Origin of the sequence: Paenibacillus sinensis (genome assembly GCF_019904155.1) — a bacterium.
Taxonomy (GTDB): domain Bacteria; phylum Bacillota; class Bacilli; order Paenibacillales; family Paenibacillaceae; genus Paenibacillus_AQ; species Paenibacillus_AQ sinensis.
The window spans coordinates 85203-101672 of the sequence record NZ_JAHCMB010000121.1; the positions used below are offsets into that span (position 1 = coordinate 85203).

Genomic DNA, 16470 nt, shown 5'->3' on the forward strand with positions numbered 1-16470 from the left:
GGGGTTCTGACAGCATGAAGATCGTTCTCGCCACACTGAACGCCAAGTACATCCACACCTCGCTGGCCATCCGTCTGCTTAAGGCATACAGCCGGCATGAATTCGATATCACCCTGGCGGAATACACGATCAAGGACCCGGCCTTGAATATCGTCTCCGACCTGTTCCAGAAAGCTCCGGATGTTATCGGCTTCTCCTGCTACATCTGGAATATCGAGGAGACGCTGAAGCTGGTTGGTATGCTCAAGAAAATCATGCCGGAAGTCACGATTATTCTGGGCGGACCCGAGGTCTCGTATGAGCCGCTGCACTTCATGAACCGGGAGCCGGGAATCGATTTTATTATCTGCGGCGACGGGGAAGAGACGTTCCACCACCTGCTGCAGGAGCTGCGGGATGAACGGCGTTTTCATTTTGTATTCGGAGCGGCCTATCGTAAAGGAGAGGAAGCAGTCGTCAATCCGCCGCGTCCCAAGAGCGATTTGAACACGCTGCCGAGTCCGCACCGTTTTCCCGAGGATGTTCCGGATTTAAGCAAAAGAATCGTCTATTTCGAGACCAGCCGCGGCTGCCCTTTCAATTGCCAATTCTGCTTGTCGAGCGTCGAGGTGGGCGTGCGCTATTACGATATCGAGCGGGTGAAGTCGGATATTCTGTACCTGATCTCGAACGGGGCGAGGACGATCAAGTTCCTGGACCGGACCTTCAACATCAACCGGAGCTACGCCCTGGAAATGTTCCGTTTCCTGATCGACAATCACGGCGGCTGCGTCTTCCAGTTCGAAATTACCGCAGATATCATGCGTCCCGAGGTGCTGGATTTTCTGGCGGAGAACGCGCCTCCCGGCATTTTTCGCTTCGAAATCGGCGTGCAGTCCACCAATGATGAGACGAATGAGCTTGTGAAGCGCCGCCAGAATTTTGCCAAGCTGTCCCGCACGGTCATGAAGATCAAGGAGTGCGGCAATATTGACCAGCATCTCGATCTCATCGCGGGGCTGCCCATGGAGGATTATGACACCTTCCGCAAAACGTTCAACGACGTCTTCGCCATGGAGCCGGAGGAATTGCAGCTCGGATTTCTTAAAATGCTGCGCGGCACCGGACTGCGCGCCCAGGCTGCCAAGTACGATTATGTCTATATGGAGCATGCACCTTACGAAATTTTGAGCAGCCATGTGATGCCGTTCTCGGATATTATCCGTCTGAAAAGGCTGGAGGATGTGCTGGAGAAATATTGGAACAGCCACCGGATGGACCATACCGTCAAGTATTTGCTGCGGTATGTTTTTGACTCGCCTTTTGATTTCTTCCAGGAGTTCGGCAATTACTGGGAGGAGCAGGGCTGGCAGCGGATCGGCCATCAGCTTGAGGATCTGTTCTCCCGTCTCTACGGCTTCCTGCTACAGCGGAACACGCCGGGAATGGAGATCGTTACCGGCCTCATGAAGCTGGACTATCTGCTCGGCCATAAATACAAGCCGCGCAAAATCTGGTGGGAGCCGGCCTTGGGCAAGGGCGAATGGGGCCGCTGGCTCCGCCTGATCGCCGAGCGGCCGGAGCTGCTTGGCGCGCCGCTGGCGGGCAGCGGCAAGGCGGGAACGGCCGGAGGCGCAGAAGCGGAGCCTCTGGCTGCGCACCCGGGCAGCCCTGCGGCGGGGACCTTGGCACCGGGGGCTGGAGCCAAGGCGGACCGGCAGAGCGCAGCTCCGGGAACGGCTGCACCCCGGACCGCGCTGCCGGGCGAGCGCGAGCTGCAGAAGTTCGCCGCGCTGGAGCTGCTGCCGTTCCCGCTCGCCGAGGTGCTGGCTTCCCTCGGCGGCGTTCCCGCGGCGGGCGGAGCACCCGCCGCAACCGGCCCAGCCGCTACCGGCGCGGCTGGATCTGACGGCGGCCGCGTGCAGGCTTCGGCCGCCGGGGACACGCTCCTGCTGGTGCTGTACCAGCAGGAGGAGGACGGCAGGCCGGTCGTGTACGGCCTGCCGCTGGAGTCCTTGGCCGGCGATGCCGCGGCCAAGATGGGCTTCCGCCAGGCCGAAGGCGGCGGAAGCGCTGGGGCGGAGGCCCGCGCGACGTGAGCGGGCCGGTGGTGCCGGTGGCGCTGACTCCGTACCGCGCCAAGCATCGTGAAGGTCTGCTCGCCTTCACGCTCCCGCAGGAGCAGGAGGTCTTCACCGGCATGCCGGCGGAGACGCTGGATACGGCGCTTCAAGACGATCACCGGAACCCGGTTGTGGTGATCTGCGGCGAGGCGCCGGTAGGCTTCTTCGTCCTCCACGGATGGGACGGAATCAGGGACATCTACAGCGGGAACCGCCGCGCCTTGCTGCTGCGGGCTTACCTGATTGACGAGGCCAGCCAGGGCCGGGGATACGGCAGGGCATCCATGGCGCTGCTGCCTGATTATGTGGGGCGTTATCATCCGGGCACGGAGGAGATCGTGCTGCTCGTGAACGAGCGGAACGGAAAGGCGGAGCGGCTGTATCTGGCCTCCGGCTTCCATGATACGGGCCTGCGGCGTATGGGGGCCAAAGGGATGCAGAAGCTGCTTCGTTATGATCTGCAGCCGCCGTCCGCGCGGCCCGAATCGGATCTTTGATCTCCCAACCATTCCAATCTGACCTGATCGGATCAATGGTCTTTAGTGGCCCCAATAGTCACTAATCATCCAATCTGTGCAAATCGATCGGGTCTGTGCCAATCGCTCGATCGGTCCCAAACTCCCCAATCTGCCCTGATCGTCCCCACGAGGAAATATGGAGGGAAATGCGATGCATGAAGTCAATGAAGTCCGGCATCTTGAGCGGTTAAGCGGTATATTCGAAGAGAGTTCTTTCCTAATGCCGCTGTTCCGGCATGCGGCGGACTTTAGCCCGCATCCGTATTATATCGGAGCGGGCTGTTTGATGCAGACGGTCTGGAACCGGCTCACGGGCCGGCCGCCGCTGTACGGTATTTCGGACATCGATTATGTTTATTTTGATGCTTCGGATACCGGTTATGAGGCTGAGAATGAGATGGTGAGAGCAGCGAGGTCGCATTTCGCCGGGCTATCCGTTCCGGTTGACGTTAAGAATCAGGCCCGCGTGCACCTGTGGTATCCCGAGAAATTCGGTGTCCCGCTTGCTCCTTACACCTCGCTCGAGGAAGTGGTCGCCAGTTGGCCGACGCCCGCTTCGTCGCTGGGCGCACGGCTGGAGCCGGACGGAAGCTGGAGCGTATGCGCTCCCTTCGGGCTCGCCGATCTCTTCTCGCTTACGGTCAGGCCGAACCGGAGGCTCGTGACGAGAGAGGCCTATCTCGCCAAGGCGGTGAAATGGAGCAGGCTTTGGCCGGAGCTTGTCGTTCTGCCCTGGGATGACTAGCTCGCCGCCGGACAGTGAGTCATCCCGATCCTGAGTCATCCCGGTCCTGAGTCATCCTGTCCTGAGTCATCCGGACCAGAGACATCCAGATCCTAACTCATCCGGACCCAGTGTCATACTTACCATGAGCTATCCAGATCTTGAGTTGCTCTATCCCTGGACCATCCTGCCCTGAGTCACCCTGTTCCTGAGTCACCCTGATCCGGAGTCATTCTGATCCTGAGTTATCCGGGGCCACTTCTCTAAGCTGGCCGCACGCGGGAAGCCGAAGCCATCCGGATTGCATATTCAATTATGCCTTCCGCCTTGCTTCCGGTATGAGATGTTTCATCCTAAGCGCTCCGTCCTTTCCGCGCTGCCGCCAGCAGATGCGGACTCATGCCGAGCAGATTTTCCTGTGTCTCAAGCGCGGAACCCAGCTCCAGCAGCATCTTCCGGCTGTCCGGCTCGTTCCATTTATCCTCCAGAGCCGGCACAATCCAGAGCGGCCCTTCGACCGCAAATAGCTCCGGTTCCTCAAAGCCGGCGTTCCTGATTTCTTCCCTCATCTCCTCCGGCAGATGGAAGAAAGCTCTGGCAATGAAGCCTGGGTATTCCTCTGGCCGGATATGCTGGCCCTCAGCCAGCTCGCGTCCGATCATCGAGCGGAAGGACGCTTCCTCCAGCACCTCATTTTTTTGACCGTATACGGACAGGCCCCAAAGGGTGGAACTGAATCGGGAGATCGACGCTGCCAGCAAAATTCCGCCGGGCTTCAGCAGTCTGAACGCTTCCTTCAGCGCGGCCAGGCGCTCCTCCCGGTCCGGTAAATGGTAGAGCGGTCCCATCAGCAGCACAATATCGGCGCTTTCGGAGGGACGGTTAATCGTTCGCCCGTCTGCTTGCTCGATAGAAGCCAGCCGAGGGGAGCTTTCCGTCTTCTGGAGATCCTGCGCATAAGCGACGGAAGCGGAGGAAAGGTCGAATAAATGAACTTCATGACCAAGCCCCGCCAGCCATCTTGAATACTCGCCGATTCCGCCCCCAATGTCATAGATCGTTATGGTATCCTTCGGCAAATAGCGCGAAATAATCTCCCTGCTGCGCTCCCATTCGATCACGCCAATCCCTCTGCGGAGACGCCCTACTTCAGCCCCCGCATCATAATAATCCGCAATCTGCCTCAAGTCGTTATTCTCTTTCTCCATACGATTCCTCCTTATCCAGAGCTTACCTGCAAGTCATACTACCTGCTGTGTCAGTTCTTACATTCACCAAGGCTCATCCTATTAAGATTGGTGGAAACGTGATACACTGTCTTCAACAAAAATCCGTGACCGGGCAGGCCGCCGGCCTGTCTGATGCCGGCATCGCGCAGGGAGTTGGCCGAAATGAAATGGGAAGAATTGCGAGAGCTGTATCCCAACCAATATATGTTGTTCTCCGTCCTTACCTTCCATCAGCAGGGAACCCGGAGAGTGATCGAGGAAGTCGAGCCGATTCGTCCGGTCGCGGAGCGGGATGTCTCCGCCGAATGGAGTGAGGCGGGACCAGGCAAGCTCGTCTATCATACCGCCAGCCGGGTTTGCGTGATCCGGATTCGCCGCCGGAAGGCGAAGCGGGTGAGACGCCACAAAAGCAAATAAGCCCGGGACCGCCGGCCCGGATCGCGACTCTAGCATGGAGAGGATGTGCAATCTTGAATCCGGTAACTGATTATTATGAACAATATGATGAAGACGCCCGGCTGAAACGGGATCATTCCGGTAAACTGGAGTTTTTGACGACAACGCATCTGCTGGATCGTTACCTCATCCCGGCTCACGCCTTATTGGACCTTGGCGCCGGAACGGGCGCTTATTCGTTCTATTACGCGGATAAGGGAAACGCGGTTGTCTCGACCGATTTGACGCCCCGACATGTGGAGGTCATTTCGGATCGAATCCGGTCAGGGGGCTATACGGATATGAGCGCCCGGATAGCGGATGCCCTGGATCTGTCTGATTTTGAGGATGGCAGCTTTGACGCCGTATTGTGCCTGGGCCCGCTGTATCATTTGACGGAAACTGCGCTTCAGAATCGATGCCTAAGCGAAGCCTTGCGAGTACTGAAGCCGGGAGGCATCCTGGCGGCGGCTTATGTCAATAAATTCTTCATTTTTCCCTATCTGGTCCAGAATGACCGTCGGTTTCTTAAGGAAAGCTGGATGGAGAGACTGCTGGACCAGGGAAGGATCAGCGCGGCGGATGAAGATTGCTTCTGGACGGACGCTTATTTTCATTCTCCGCAGGAGATCGAGGATTTGATGGACCGGCATGGCGTAGTCAAGCTGGAGCATGCGGGAACCGACGGAATCGGCGTTATTCTGGAGGAACGGGTGAACGGGCTGGACGAGAAGGAATTCGGTCTCTGGATGGCGTACCACCTGAGAACCTGCTCGGAGCCGTCGATTCTCGGAATCAGCAATCATGGACTCTTCATTGGCCGGAAGCCGGGAGAACAGGTTGGAAGGGCATGATTCAAAATAATCCAAACACAAAAAGACAGGCTCCATAGCGGAACCTGTCTTTACTCATTATGCGGCAGCCCGGTATTGGCGCATCGCATGCCATTTTCCGTCCTCGCCTTCGAAAACGCCATATTACAAGGCGATTCTCATTTCGCTTCAGTCCTGAACGGCTTCATCTTCATTCGGTACACGGAGCAAGCCCCGGCCCTTCGGCAGATGCCGTGCCAGCCAATCCAGCATGTCCCCGATGACCTGTGAACGGTTGACCTCGTGCAGAACCTCATGACGTCCGCCTTCGTACAGCTTCAATTCGACATCGGTGATGCCGCACTCCCGGTACAGCCCGGCGAGCCGGTGGACGCCATTTCCATTGAAGCCGACAGGGTCCTCGGTTCCGGAGAACAGGTATACAGGCTTGTCCCTGCATAATCCCTTCAGTGTGGCGGAGTCATGTATGTTCCGCAGCAGCCGGAAGAAGTCCCGGAAGAACCGGGTCGTGCAGATGGCGCCGCAGAACGGATCGGAGATGAAGCGGTCCACCTCCTCAGGATCGCTGCTGAGCCAGTCGAAGGAGGTGCGCGCCTTCGGGAGCGCCCGGTTATTGCCGCCGAACACGATCGTGTTCAGCAGGAAGCTCCGATGCAGTTCCCCGGACAGCGCAGCCTGGGCTCTGGCCAGAGATTCTCCGAATCGCAGCAGGCCGCGCGGTCCGTTGCTTCCGGTCAGCAGGAAGCCGCTGTAATACCGGCTTCCGGGGCTGCACATCACCTTCTGCGACAGAAAGGAGCCCATGCTGTGTCCGAGCAGGAACAGGGGAAGACCCGGATGGCGCTGTGTGGCGATTCCGGCAATCTGAAGCATGTTGCGGACCATCCAGTAGAACCCGTCCCGGCCCGCATCGCCGAGCATTGTGATTTCGCCGGCGGTCAGGCCATGACCACGGTGATCGCCGGCATATACGGCATATCCGGTCCTGGTAAGGCGTTCCGCTGTTTCAGCGTAGCGCGCCGCTGTCTCGCACATGCCATGCGCAATCTGAACGATTCCCCGGACAGGGGCGCCTGCATCGGGAAGCCATACATACACATGTACGGCTACGCCCACAGGGTCCGTCATGGTAAAGGGCTGCTCCCTCACGGTTCTTCCTCCTGTGCAGGCATGGGCGGCGATGCCGGCGTCCCTGCCTTGAGTATTATTTGTCCCAGTACTTGACCGAATCCAATCTCAGGATACCTCGGATTTTACCTGGTCAAGCTCCCGCCTTAAGGTTTAAGGCAGGTATGAGCGAAGCAGCGTGGCATGTCCTTCGATGGAATAGGAGCCAAGCGTTGCCGGAAGCAGGTAGCATTCGCCCGCTGCATACGGCTGGGAGCCGCCTTCCCATACGAGGTGGCCGCTGCCTTCGCAGATGACAAGCACGGTGAAGCTATCCTTGTCGGCCTCAAGCTTCCATTCGCCGTTCACGATGCCTTTTTCCACGATAAAATATGGAGAGCGGGCCAGCTCAAGCCACTGTCCAGGCACGGCGCCATCCGTCTTCATGGAAGTCGCGCCGGCACCTTCATAAGCCGTTACGTTCAGGGAGTCCTCGATGTGCAGCTCGCGAGGCTTGCCATCCAGTCCCGGACGATTATAATCATAGATCCGGTATGTAGTGTCGGAGTTCTGCTGGATTTCAGCCACGACGACGCCTGCGCACAGCGCATGGACCGTACCGGCCGGAATGTAGAAAGTGTCGCCTGCGGATACCGGAACTTCTTGCAGGAGATCCATCACAGAGCCGTCTTCCAGCGATTTAGCCAGGCTGTCGCGGTTCACGCCTTCCTTCAGGCCGTAGATAATCTTGGCATCCGGCTTCGCGTCGAGCACATACCACATTTCAGTCTTGCCCAGCTCGCCCTTCGGCAGACCTTCATAATCGTCCGTAGGGTGAACCTGGACGGACAGATTGTCGTTGCAGTCCAACAGCTTGATGAGCAGCGGGAAGCGGGCTCCGTCTTCAGAGAAGCCTTTGCTGCCGAACCATTCGCGGCCGAAGCGCTCGCGGATCTGGTCCAGTCCAAGGCCGGCCAGCTCGCCGTTGACAACGGATGATACACCATTCGGATGGTCGGCGATCATCCAGCCTTCGCCGATATGGCCCTCAGGCAGATTGAGACCGAAATTCTCCAGGGCTCTGCCGCCCCAGACCCGTTCCTTGAATTCAGGTTGAAACTTCAATGGGTAAGGTTTCGTCATGATTTCTTCTTCCTCTCCGTTTCGGATTTCAAATGTTCTTTGTATATCAAAAAGAAAGGCTCCTATCTGGTCTAGCAGCCAAGAACCTCTCTTGTTGAACGGGGAAATGTTAAGTCGTATGATGCGGAAGCTGACAGGCCGGACCGAGATGACTCACGGCACGGCGCTCAGCCCTTCTTTTTCTCCACAGCGACTACATAAGGAGCGTTGCTCCGCTGCAGCTGGCGGTACACGATAGCGCCGGCCGATCGCTGAGGCAGGGAGGAGGCCCAGTCTTGAACTGCCGCAGCCTCCAGTTCACCGCCAGGATGTCCCGGATAGAGAACAGCGGTGATGATTCCGCCCGGACGCAGCATGTCCAGCGATACCGCAAGCGCGGCCACGGAGCTGTCCGGCAGCGTAATGATGCTCTTGTCCGATCCTTCGCCCGGATAATAACCGAAATTGAACATCACGGCGTCCACGTTTCCCTCCCAGGAAGAAGGCAGAACTTCCTTCATGGCGGCGTGGCTCTCCAGCAGCAGAGTGGAGGGAGCCAGTCCGGCTCCTTCCTCCCGGGCCTGCCGCAGGCGTTCTTCGGCGCTTCGCAGCGCTTCGCTCTGAATGTCGAAGCCGTATACCTCGCCCTTCGGTCCCGCCGCTCTGGCCAGGAACAGGGTATCCGCTCCTGTTCCTACCGTGCCGTCAATGGCGCGGCCTCCTGAGCCGAGGCGTTCTTCCACCAGCTTGTGGGCAAAACTGAGCACAGAGAGAAATCCCATCAGCGCTTTCTCCAGTACTTGCCCTGCCAGGTATCCCTGCGCGCCAGTTCGTCATCGATGGCATTCAGCACTTCCCACTTCTTGAGGCTCCACATCGGGCCGATCAGCAGGTCGCGCGGCGCATCGCCTGTCAGCCGATGAACAATCATGTCCGGCGGCAGCATTTCCAGCGAATCGGCGATCAGCTTGACGTACTCGTCCTGTTCCAGGAAGCGAAGCAAGCCGGCCTCGTATTGCTTGACCATCGGCGTCTTGCGCATCAGATGAAGCAGATGGATTTTAATCCCTTGCACATCCATTTGCGAGACAGCGGATACGGTCTCAAGCATCATTTCATGGGTCTCTTGCGGGAGGCCATGAATGATATGGGTGCAGACGCGGATGCCCCGACTGCGAAGCTTGGTCACTGCCTCGCGGTAGCAGTCCGTATCATGCGCCCTATTAATAAGAACGGAAGTGGACTCATGAATGGTCTGAAGCCCCATCTCGACCCACAGATACGTTCTGCGGTTTAAATCGGCCAGATAGTCCACTACATCATCGGGCAGACAGTCGGGGCGGGTGGCAATGGACAGTCCAACGACTCCGGGCTGCTCCAGAATGACTTCGAAATATTCCCGCAGCTCCTCGACGGGAGCATACGTGTTAGTATAGGCCTGAAAGTAGCCGATATATTTAGCGTTTGGCCATTTCAGATGCTGGCGGTCGCGGACGCTGTTGAACTGGGTGACCAGATCGTCGCGGCGTCTTCCCGCAAAATCGCCCGAACCCCGCGCGCTGCAGAAGGTGCAGCCGCCCTTGGCGATCGTGCCGTCCCGGTTGGGGCAGGTGAACCCGGCGTCCAGCATGACTTTGAACACCTTTTCCCCGAACATCTCGCGCATTTCGTAGTTCCAGGTGTGAAACCGTTTATCTCCCCACAGCGGCGCGGAGGAAGGAAATTGGAGTGTAGTCATGGATGTCTCCTTTTTTTGTAAGCCAGCATTTTGCATGCTTTGAATAAACGCTTGATGTTGTTGGCTTGAAATTGTTTCATGGATTTATGCAAAATGCTCAAGCAAGTAATAAATGATCGTGTCCATTGTATCAAAAAAAACTGGCCAGCGTAACATCAAGATGCTAAGCGGTTGTCCTAAAAAATAATCGCTTCATATGAAAGGACCGAATCCGCACCGCCAAGCGGTTTTTGAACGGTTGTCCAGCTGATTTTTTTGAAAAAATAGGGCTGCAGTCCGATAGATTGCGCTTGAAATTACTTACACGACGTGTTATATTTTAATTAGAAATTGATTGATTCAAATCCCTGAAATGAACTGAATTCATAATCTCCTGTCGTCCGGTCCATACTATAACCGTGAGGTGATATTTACATGAATTCTCAAACTGTCAACCCTGTAGGCAAAGGTCCAATCGATGTTCAGCTGACTCCAGATGAAGCGCTTGCTCTTACAGGAGTGGAATTTAAAGGCAATCCAAAGATCAAGACCGAAGCCCAGCGGAAGATTCGCAACGCCTTCGAGAAGACATTTGATTTTCATAACGAAGCAAGATAGACTATAATCTGTTGAAATAGGGACCCCAATTCCAATCCAACAGAGAAGGAATTTCCGCAAGACCCCCCGGCTTCCGGGTGTGGTCTTGGGAAATTCCTTTTTTCTTTCTTTTTCCTGCAAATGCCCCGAATCCTTTGGAATGGCTCCGCGCCCCCATCATTTGTCTTTACTTTTTGGGGTAAATTAGGCACAATATTGCATGGTGTTATGATTGGATGGCCTGAAGGCGAAAGGAGTCGGCATGCGTTTACGCGGTAGAAAAGGAATCAGAGAGAATCTGGAGGAGCAGACCGATCTGGTTGTGCTTGATCCCAGATCATATAAGGGACAGTGGTCAAAGGTCTTTGGCAATGACCGCCCGATTTATGTCGAATTCGGCATGGGAAAGGGACAGTTCATCAGCAGGATGAGCCACAGATACCCGGAGGTCAACTTCATTGGAATCGACATGTATGATGAACTGATCCGGCGCGCTTCGGAGAAAGCAAGGGGCGTATGGGAGACGGAGGGAGAATCCACGCCGCCCAATTTGAAGCTGGCGCTGGCCAATATCGATTATGCGGAGGAAGTCTTCGCCCCTGGAGAGCTTGAGCGAATTTATCTGAACTTCAGCGATCCGTGGCCCAAGACGAAGCATGCGCGGCGCAGACTGACGCATCCCCGCTTCCTGGAGAAGTACCGGACGCTGCTGAACCCGCTTGGCGAGATTCACCTGAAGACGGATTCGCGCAGCCTGTTCGAGTTCTCGCTGAACTCTTTTGCCGATTTCGGGCTGCAGATGACGAATATTTCCCTGGATCTGCATACGGGCGGCATTATTAATGAAGATCATGTCATGACCGAATATGAGACGAAATTTGTCGGACAAGGTATTCAGATTAATCGCTGCGAGGCGATTGTCGGGGCCGAGGCGCTTGAACGCTATAAGTCGTCAAGACTCGACAAATACAGAATGTAAGGGAAAGCGAATACGAACACAGCGCAAGAGGGCCCCGGATGAACCGGAGGCCCTCTTGCATTGTACCCGAGATAGAATCCGGGAATGGCTTGCCGCTACTTCAGCATCTCCAGAATGCTCTGGGCGCTCTGCTGCGGATTGTATTTCGCGATGCTCGCCAGATGAGCCTTGCGCTTGGCCTGGAATCCGGGCCGGTCGCTCAGCAGCTTATCCATCCATTTGGCGACGACCTCCAGCGACAGAATTGGCTCGCCGAGCCCAAGCGCGGTGAAATACCGGCTGTTCTCTTCCTCCTGGCCGGGAAGCGGATGATAGAAGAGCATCGGAATGCCCTTGGCCAGCCCTTCGCTGCAGGTCATGCCTCCCGGCTTCGTCACCAGGAGGTCGGACACCTCCATCAGCTTGTCGACTTCCTTCGTGAAGCCGATAAGGGAGATATTCGGATGGTCAAAGCGCGGGTCTTCCCGCATCTCCTCCAGCAGATCCTCGTTGCGCCCGGTGCAAAAAATCAGCTGAATCCGGTCCCGCCAGCCCGCGATAAAATGATTCACCACCTGGTCGTTCATAATCCCCCAGCCTCCGCCCATAACGAGCACGGTTGGCATGTCCTTAAGTCCGAACCGCTGCAGAATTTCTTCGCGCCCGGGATGTTCCCAGAATGAGGGATGAACCGGGATGCCCGTCACCCTGATTTTACCAGGCGCAACCCCCTTCAGCAGAAGCTTGGTTCTTACTTCCTGGGTTGAGACCAGGTAACGGTCCACATCCCGGCTGATCCAGGTGGCATGCGCATCGTAATCGGTGATGACCGTACAGAGCGGAATAATCTTAAAGGAAGGGTCCAGCCGCTTCAGACGGGAAATCACCGCGCTCGGAATGAAATGGGTGCAGACGATGACATCCGGGCGCAGCTGCTGAATAATATTTTTCATATGGGTATAAAAAAGCCGGTGTAGGGCAAGTGTGGTAAGACGATTGAACGATTTCTGATGCTTGTATACATACCCCATCAGCTTGGGACGGGTTAACACCGTCTTGCGGTAGGCGGACAGAATCAGCGGTCCGATTCGGGGATTAAGGAAGTTGCCCGGCTCAAGAACCCGGGTCTGTATGTTCGGCGACAGCCTCCGGAGGCTGCTGGAGAGGGCGTAGGCCGCCTGGGTATGCCCTGCTCCAAAGCCCTCGGACAGCAGCAGTATTCGTTGTTTGTGCATATGTGTGATTCACCTGTTTCCCAATTGTGAGCATTGTGCATAAATCGTTGAGCCATTTCATTTTGGCAATGTTAAAGCTGTATTAAACTAACGTTATCAGGTTTTAGATCCACCATGCAACCGCTGCGGCCGCAACCGAGGTTCCGATAATCGCGCCGGCGGCAACGTCGGACGGATAATGCAGCCCGAGGTAAATCCGCGAGAAGCCTACGAGGACGGCGGCGGGCAGAAGAACGAATGCAAGGGGAGGAAATGCGGCTATATAAGGTACGGTAGCCGCAAACACCGCCGTCGTGTGCCCGGACGGAAAGGAATGGTCCTTCAGCGGATTGCGGAAGGTATTCGTGCCGGGGAGAGCGAGATAAGGCCGGATTCGCGGATACATTTTTTTGGCGACGGCGACGGGAAGATGACTGACCACAATGGCGGTCAGAGCCTGCTGGGCCGGCTGCTTGAGTGTCTCCGGAGCGATAGCCCAGACGAGAAGGCTGATGCCTAACGTGGCGGTGGCGCCGCCCAGATGAGTCAGGTAAAAGAGTAAAAAATTCAGATAGCGGTTGTGCAGACGTCCGTTAATCCATTGAAACAGGCGGCGCTCCGCTGTAAGCAGTTTTGTTATTCCAGGTCTCATATTCGGTCCCTCCGCTGTAACGGCCGCCGGACTTGCCGGCGTGATTTAGGATAACCCGCTTAAGCCTTTATAACTACTCTCATCATACTTTTTCGAATATGACGATTTCAAGAAAAAGCTCGATTTCAGGCGAAAAATGACAGTTTTGACTTGACGTGCCCAAAGCCGTACAATGATTCAAGCGGCTTCTCCACGTTTATTATGGTAGCAGAGAAAATCAAGCGGATTGTTAAATCAAATCACGCTAATTAAAATACCACTAAACGTTTAAAAACAAATTAAAACGGATAAGCGCTGACCGTATGAAGATTTCTTCGTTCGTTGTGCAAGCATGTATCAAAAGGGTCATTCATCACACTCAAGGCTCAGAGAAAAAAAGAACCTGAACCTAAAAAAGGGGGCATCACAGGAACATGACAGACGCAATTTTTGTATCGCTCCAGGCCGTCTTGGCGCTGATCGCCATCTATCAGTTCGGCTTCTCGCTGTTCGGATTGCGCAAGAAGAAGAAAAAAGAGCACTTTCCGCCGCAGAAATCCTTTGCGGTGCTGGTAGCAGCCCATAACGAAGAAGAAGTCGTCGGGGCGCTTATGGAGAATCTCAAGCAGCTTAACTACCCGAAAGAACTGTACGATGTATTCGTTATCTGCGATAACTGTACGGACAATACGGCGAAGATCGTCCGCGAGCACGGCATGAACGCCTGCGTGCGCGTTAACCCGGATCTGCGGGGCAAAGGGTATGCGATCGAATGGATGCTCAAGAACTTGTGGAGCATGCCGCGCCAGTACGACGCCGTCGTGATGTTCGACGCCGACAACCTGGCACACACGGATTTCCTGATTGAAATGAACAATGATCTCTGCTCCGGAGCCAAGGTCATCCAGGGCTACATCGATACGAAGAATCCGGAGGATTCCTGGATTACAGCCGCGTACGGCATCTCATACTGGTATATCAACCGGCTGTGGCAGCTGTCCCGCCACAATCTCGGGATGGCCAACTTCCTTGGTGGTACAGGCATGTGCTTCGAGGCGAATCTGCTGAAGGAAATGGGCTGGGGAGCGACCAGTCTGGTCGAGGATCTGGAGTTCACGATGCGGAGCGCTTCCAAGGGCGTGTATCCCAGATTTAATTACGACGCCAAGGTATTCGACGAGAAGCCGCTCACATTCAAGGCTTCTTCCAGACAGAGACTGCGGTGGATGCAAGGTCACTTCACCGTCGCACGCCGTTATTTCTTCCCGCTATTGTGGCAGAGCGTGAAAGAGCGCAGCCTCACGAAGTTTGATCTTGCGCTGTATGGCGTGAATGTATACATTGTGCTGCTGACGTTCCTGATGACTGCGGTCATGTGGATCGACAGCTCGCTGCTCGGAGGCCCGCATATCGCGAATCTGTACGGGCATCTGCCGATCTGGCTCAGCTATGCTGCCATCGGCGCGAATGTCTTCACCTTCTTCATCTCGATGCTGCTGGAGAAAGTGAAGTTCAAGAAGGTGTATCTCTACATGCTGCTGTTCCCGATCTACCTGATCTCTTGGTATCCGATTACGTTCTATGCTTTCTTCACCCAGAACAACAAGCAGTGGAGCCACACCAAGCATACGCGCGTCGTCCGGCTTGAGGAAGTGCAGAGCAAGCAGGGCTAAGACTGGCTGCCCGATCGAAGTGAGAACAATATCCGAATTAAAGATTGACAATAATCGAGTAAGAGTGTATAGTGTTCAAGTGCGCTAAACTTAGAGATTACAAGCAGAAGCACCGGCTTCTCACCTGAACGGCCTTTGGCCGGCTGGTTTTGATCTCAATGCTTTATGAATGCTGTTAATTCATGAACGTTGATCAAACGGGTTGTCGGTATTGCCGACAGCCCGTTTTTTGATGGAAGAAGCTGTTGTTAAAGAAAGAACCATTCAGATCCGGAGGTGGAGAGTTATCAGTAAGGAACATATGATCAATGATGAAATTCGGGCGAAAGAAGTCCGTTTGGTTGGTGCGGAAGGAGAACAAATCGGGATTAAACCGATCCGCGAAGCGCTGCAGATGGCTATCGATCTGAATCTGGATCTGGTCAACGTTGCACCGCAAGCGAAGCCGCCGGTATGCCGCATCATGGATTACGGCAAGTTCCGCTATGAGCAGCAGAAGAAAGAGAAGGAAGCACGCAAGAACCAGAAGATCGTGGACATCAAGGAAGTCTGGTTCCGTGCGAACATTGAGGAACATGATTATCAGACGAAGTTCCGCAATGTGATCAAATTTCTGAATGAAGGCGACAAGGTGAAATGTTCCGTCCGCTTCCGCGGACGCGAAATTACCCATGCGAATATCGGTCAAAAAATTCTGGAGCGCGTGAAGTCGGAAGTGGCCGAAATCTCCGTTGTGGAACGCCAGCCCAAGTTGGAAGGCCGCAGCATGATCATGATCCTGGCGCCGAAATCTTCTTAAAGAACCATTATTCCCGAGGAGGAAACACAATGCCTAAAATGAAAACTCACAGCAGCCTGAAAGGCCGCTTCAAGATCACTGGAACCGGTAAAGTAATGCGTTACAAAGCGTACAAGAACCACCTGCTGTCCCACAAATCCAAACGTGCGAAGCGCGTACTGGGAACCAACCCTGAAATGGCTCCCGGCGATGTAAGACGCCTGAAGCAAGGCCTGGCTAACCTGAAATAGTATTTCTTTACCGGAATAACCGTTCCCTCCTCTTGAAGGGGGAAGGTTATGAAAGCCTCGAACTTGGCGAAGCCCGGGGAGAGGACCTTCAATCGGCATATTATCATCTGATGACGCCGCGAACGGCGCATGGATGTCTACATTTATTTGGGAGGTTTATTCAAATGGCAAGAGTTAAAGGCGGCATCGTCGTACGTCGCAAACATAAAAAAGTTCTGAAACTGGCAAAGGGTTACTTCGGTTCCAAGCACCGCATTTTCAAGACTGCCAAAGAGCAGGTCAACAAATCCCTGGTTTATGCATACCGTGACCGTCGTCAGACCAAGCGCAACTTCCGCAAGCTGTGGATCGTGCGTATCAACGCTGCAGCACGCTTGAACGGACTGTCCTACAACAAGCTGGTTCATGGCCTGAAGCTGGCCGGCGTGGACATCAACCGCAAAATGCTGGCCGATCTGGCCGTTAACGACCTGAACGCATTCAACTCCCTGGCTTCCGTAGCCAAAGAGAAGATCAACGCGTAAGTCAGGACACCGACAAATGAAAAGCACCGCGCCGGGTATTCCGGAGAGCGGTGCTTT

At 55.2% G+C, this 16470-nt stretch carries 18 protein-coding genes; 11 read left to right on the forward strand and 7 right to left on the reverse strand.

The annotated features are described in order from the left end of the window. Positions 1-14 precede the first annotated feature (14 nt). The 3 genes from KIH86_RS12990 (at position 15) to KIH86_RS13000 (ending at position 3365) form a co-directional block, all read left to right on the forward strand. Positions 15-2078: a B12-binding domain-containing radical SAM protein gene (locus KIH86_RS12990; protein ID WP_223085625.1), complete on the forward strand. Its 2064-nt coding sequence runs from the start codon at positions 15-17 to the stop codon at positions 2076-2078. Further along, positions 2075-2599, forward strand: coding sequence for a GNAT family N-acetyltransferase (locus KIH86_RS12995; RefSeq protein ID WP_223085624.1), 525 nt, complete (start codon positions 2075-2077; stop codon positions 2597-2599). The genes KIH86_RS12990 and KIH86_RS12995 overlap by 4 nt, the downstream gene beginning before the upstream one ends. A 172-nt stretch (positions 2600-2771) precedes the next feature. Next, the gene (locus KIH86_RS13000) at positions 2772-3365 is read left to right on the forward strand and encodes a nucleotidyltransferase family protein (RefSeq protein ID WP_235775400.1); all 594 of its coding nucleotides are present in this window, start codon (positions 2772-2774) and stop codon (positions 3363-3365) included. A 332-nt stretch (positions 3366-3697) separates the two neighbouring features. Here the strand turns inward: KIH86_RS13000 and KIH86_RS13005 are convergent, their stop codons facing one another. After that, entirely contained in the window at positions 3698-4552 is an 855-nt protein-coding gene (locus KIH86_RS13005; RefSeq protein ID WP_223085623.1) for a class I SAM-dependent methyltransferase, read from the reverse strand. Positions 4553-4735: 183 nt separating this feature from the next. On the opposite strand from KIH86_RS13005, the gene KIH86_RS13010 reads away from it, so the two are divergent. Beyond that, positions 4736-4990 carry a hypothetical protein gene (locus KIH86_RS13010; RefSeq protein WP_223085622.1) on the forward strand — a complete coding sequence of 85 codons (255 nt, stop codon included), beginning with the start codon at positions 4736-4738 and terminating at the stop codon, positions 4988-4990. Between the two features lie 53 nt (positions 4991-5043). Next, positions 5044-5862 carry a class I SAM-dependent methyltransferase gene (locus KIH86_RS13015; protein WP_223085621.1) on the forward strand — a complete coding sequence of 273 codons (819 nt, stop codon included), beginning with the start codon at positions 5044-5046 and terminating at the stop codon, positions 5860-5862. A 147-nt stretch (positions 5863-6009) separates the two neighbouring features. On the opposite strand, the gene KIH86_RS13020 is transcribed toward KIH86_RS13015, so the two are convergent. The 4 genes from KIH86_RS13020 to KIH86_RS13035 form a co-directional block, all read right to left on the reverse strand. Beyond that, positions 6010-6990, reverse strand: coding sequence for an alpha/beta fold hydrolase (locus tag KIH86_RS13020; RefSeq protein WP_235775401.1), 981 nt, complete (start codon positions 6988-6990; stop codon positions 6010-6012). 132 nt (positions 6991-7122) lie between these two features. Next, entirely contained in the window at positions 7123-8091 is a 969-nt protein-coding gene (locus KIH86_RS13025; RefSeq protein WP_223085620.1) for a type I phosphomannose isomerase catalytic subunit, read from the reverse strand. A 167-nt stretch (positions 8092-8258) separates the two neighbouring features. Next, positions 8259-8852 (reverse strand): class I SAM-dependent methyltransferase, encoded by a 594-nt coding sequence (locus KIH86_RS13030; RefSeq protein ID WP_223085619.1) that lies wholly within the window; start codon positions 8850-8852, stop codon positions 8259-8261. After that, the gene (locus tag KIH86_RS13035) at positions 8852-9808 is read right to left on the reverse strand and encodes a TIGR01212 family radical SAM protein (RefSeq protein ID WP_223085618.1); all 957 of its coding nucleotides are present in this window, start codon (positions 9806-9808) and stop codon (positions 8852-8854) included. Before KIH86_RS13035 ends, KIH86_RS13030 begins: the two co-directional genes overlap by 1 nt. A gap of 414 nt (positions 9809-10222) precedes the next feature. On the opposite strand from KIH86_RS13035, the gene KIH86_RS13040 reads away from it, so the two are divergent. Next, the gene (locus KIH86_RS13040; protein WP_223085617.1) at positions 10223-10405 is read left to right on the forward strand and encodes a hypothetical protein; all 183 of its coding nucleotides are present in this window, start codon (positions 10223-10225) and stop codon (positions 10403-10405) included. A 241-nt stretch (positions 10406-10646) separates the two neighbouring features. Next, positions 10647-11363, forward strand: a complete 717-nt coding sequence (gene trmB, locus KIH86_RS13045; protein ID WP_223085616.1) for a tRNA (guanosine(46)-N7)-methyltransferase TrmB — start codon at positions 10647-10649, stop codon at positions 11361-11363. A 95-nt stretch (positions 11364-11458) separates the two neighbouring features. Here the strand turns inward: trmB and KIH86_RS13050 are convergent, their stop codons facing one another. Next, the gene (locus KIH86_RS13050; protein ID WP_223085615.1) at positions 11459-12577 is read right to left on the reverse strand and encodes an MGDG synthase family glycosyltransferase; all 1119 of its coding nucleotides are present in this window, start codon (positions 12575-12577) and stop codon (positions 11459-11461) included. 103 nt (positions 12578-12680) lie between these two features. Further along, entirely contained in the window at positions 12681-13208 is a 528-nt protein-coding gene (locus tag KIH86_RS13055) for a phosphatase PAP2 family protein (RefSeq protein WP_223085614.1), read from the reverse strand. Positions 13209-13621: 413 nt separating this feature from the next. Between KIH86_RS13055 and KIH86_RS13060 the strand changes: the two genes are divergently transcribed. The 4 genes from KIH86_RS13060 (at position 13622) to rplT (ending at position 16413) form a co-directional block, all read left to right on the forward strand. Then, a complete protein-coding gene (locus KIH86_RS13060) occupies positions 13622-14860 on the forward strand; it encodes a glycosyltransferase family 2 protein (protein ID WP_223085613.1) in 1239 nt (412 codons plus the stop codon). 301 nt (positions 14861-15161) lie between these two features. Next, positions 15162-15659, forward strand: a complete 498-nt coding sequence (gene infC / locus KIH86_RS13065) for a translation initiation factor IF-3 (protein ID WP_223085612.1) — start codon at positions 15162-15164, stop codon at positions 15657-15659. Positions 15660-15688: 29 nt separating this feature from the next. Beyond that, entirely contained in the window at positions 15689-15889 is a 201-nt protein-coding gene (rpmI, locus tag KIH86_RS13070) for a 50S ribosomal protein L35 (protein ID WP_042205713.1), read from the forward strand. Between the two features lie 164 nt (positions 15890-16053). Next, positions 16054-16413: a 50S ribosomal protein L20 gene (rplT, locus tag KIH86_RS13075; RefSeq protein WP_038694415.1), complete on the forward strand. Its 360-nt coding sequence runs from the start codon at positions 16054-16056 to the stop codon at positions 16411-16413. Positions 16414-16470: the final 57 nt, after the last annotated feature.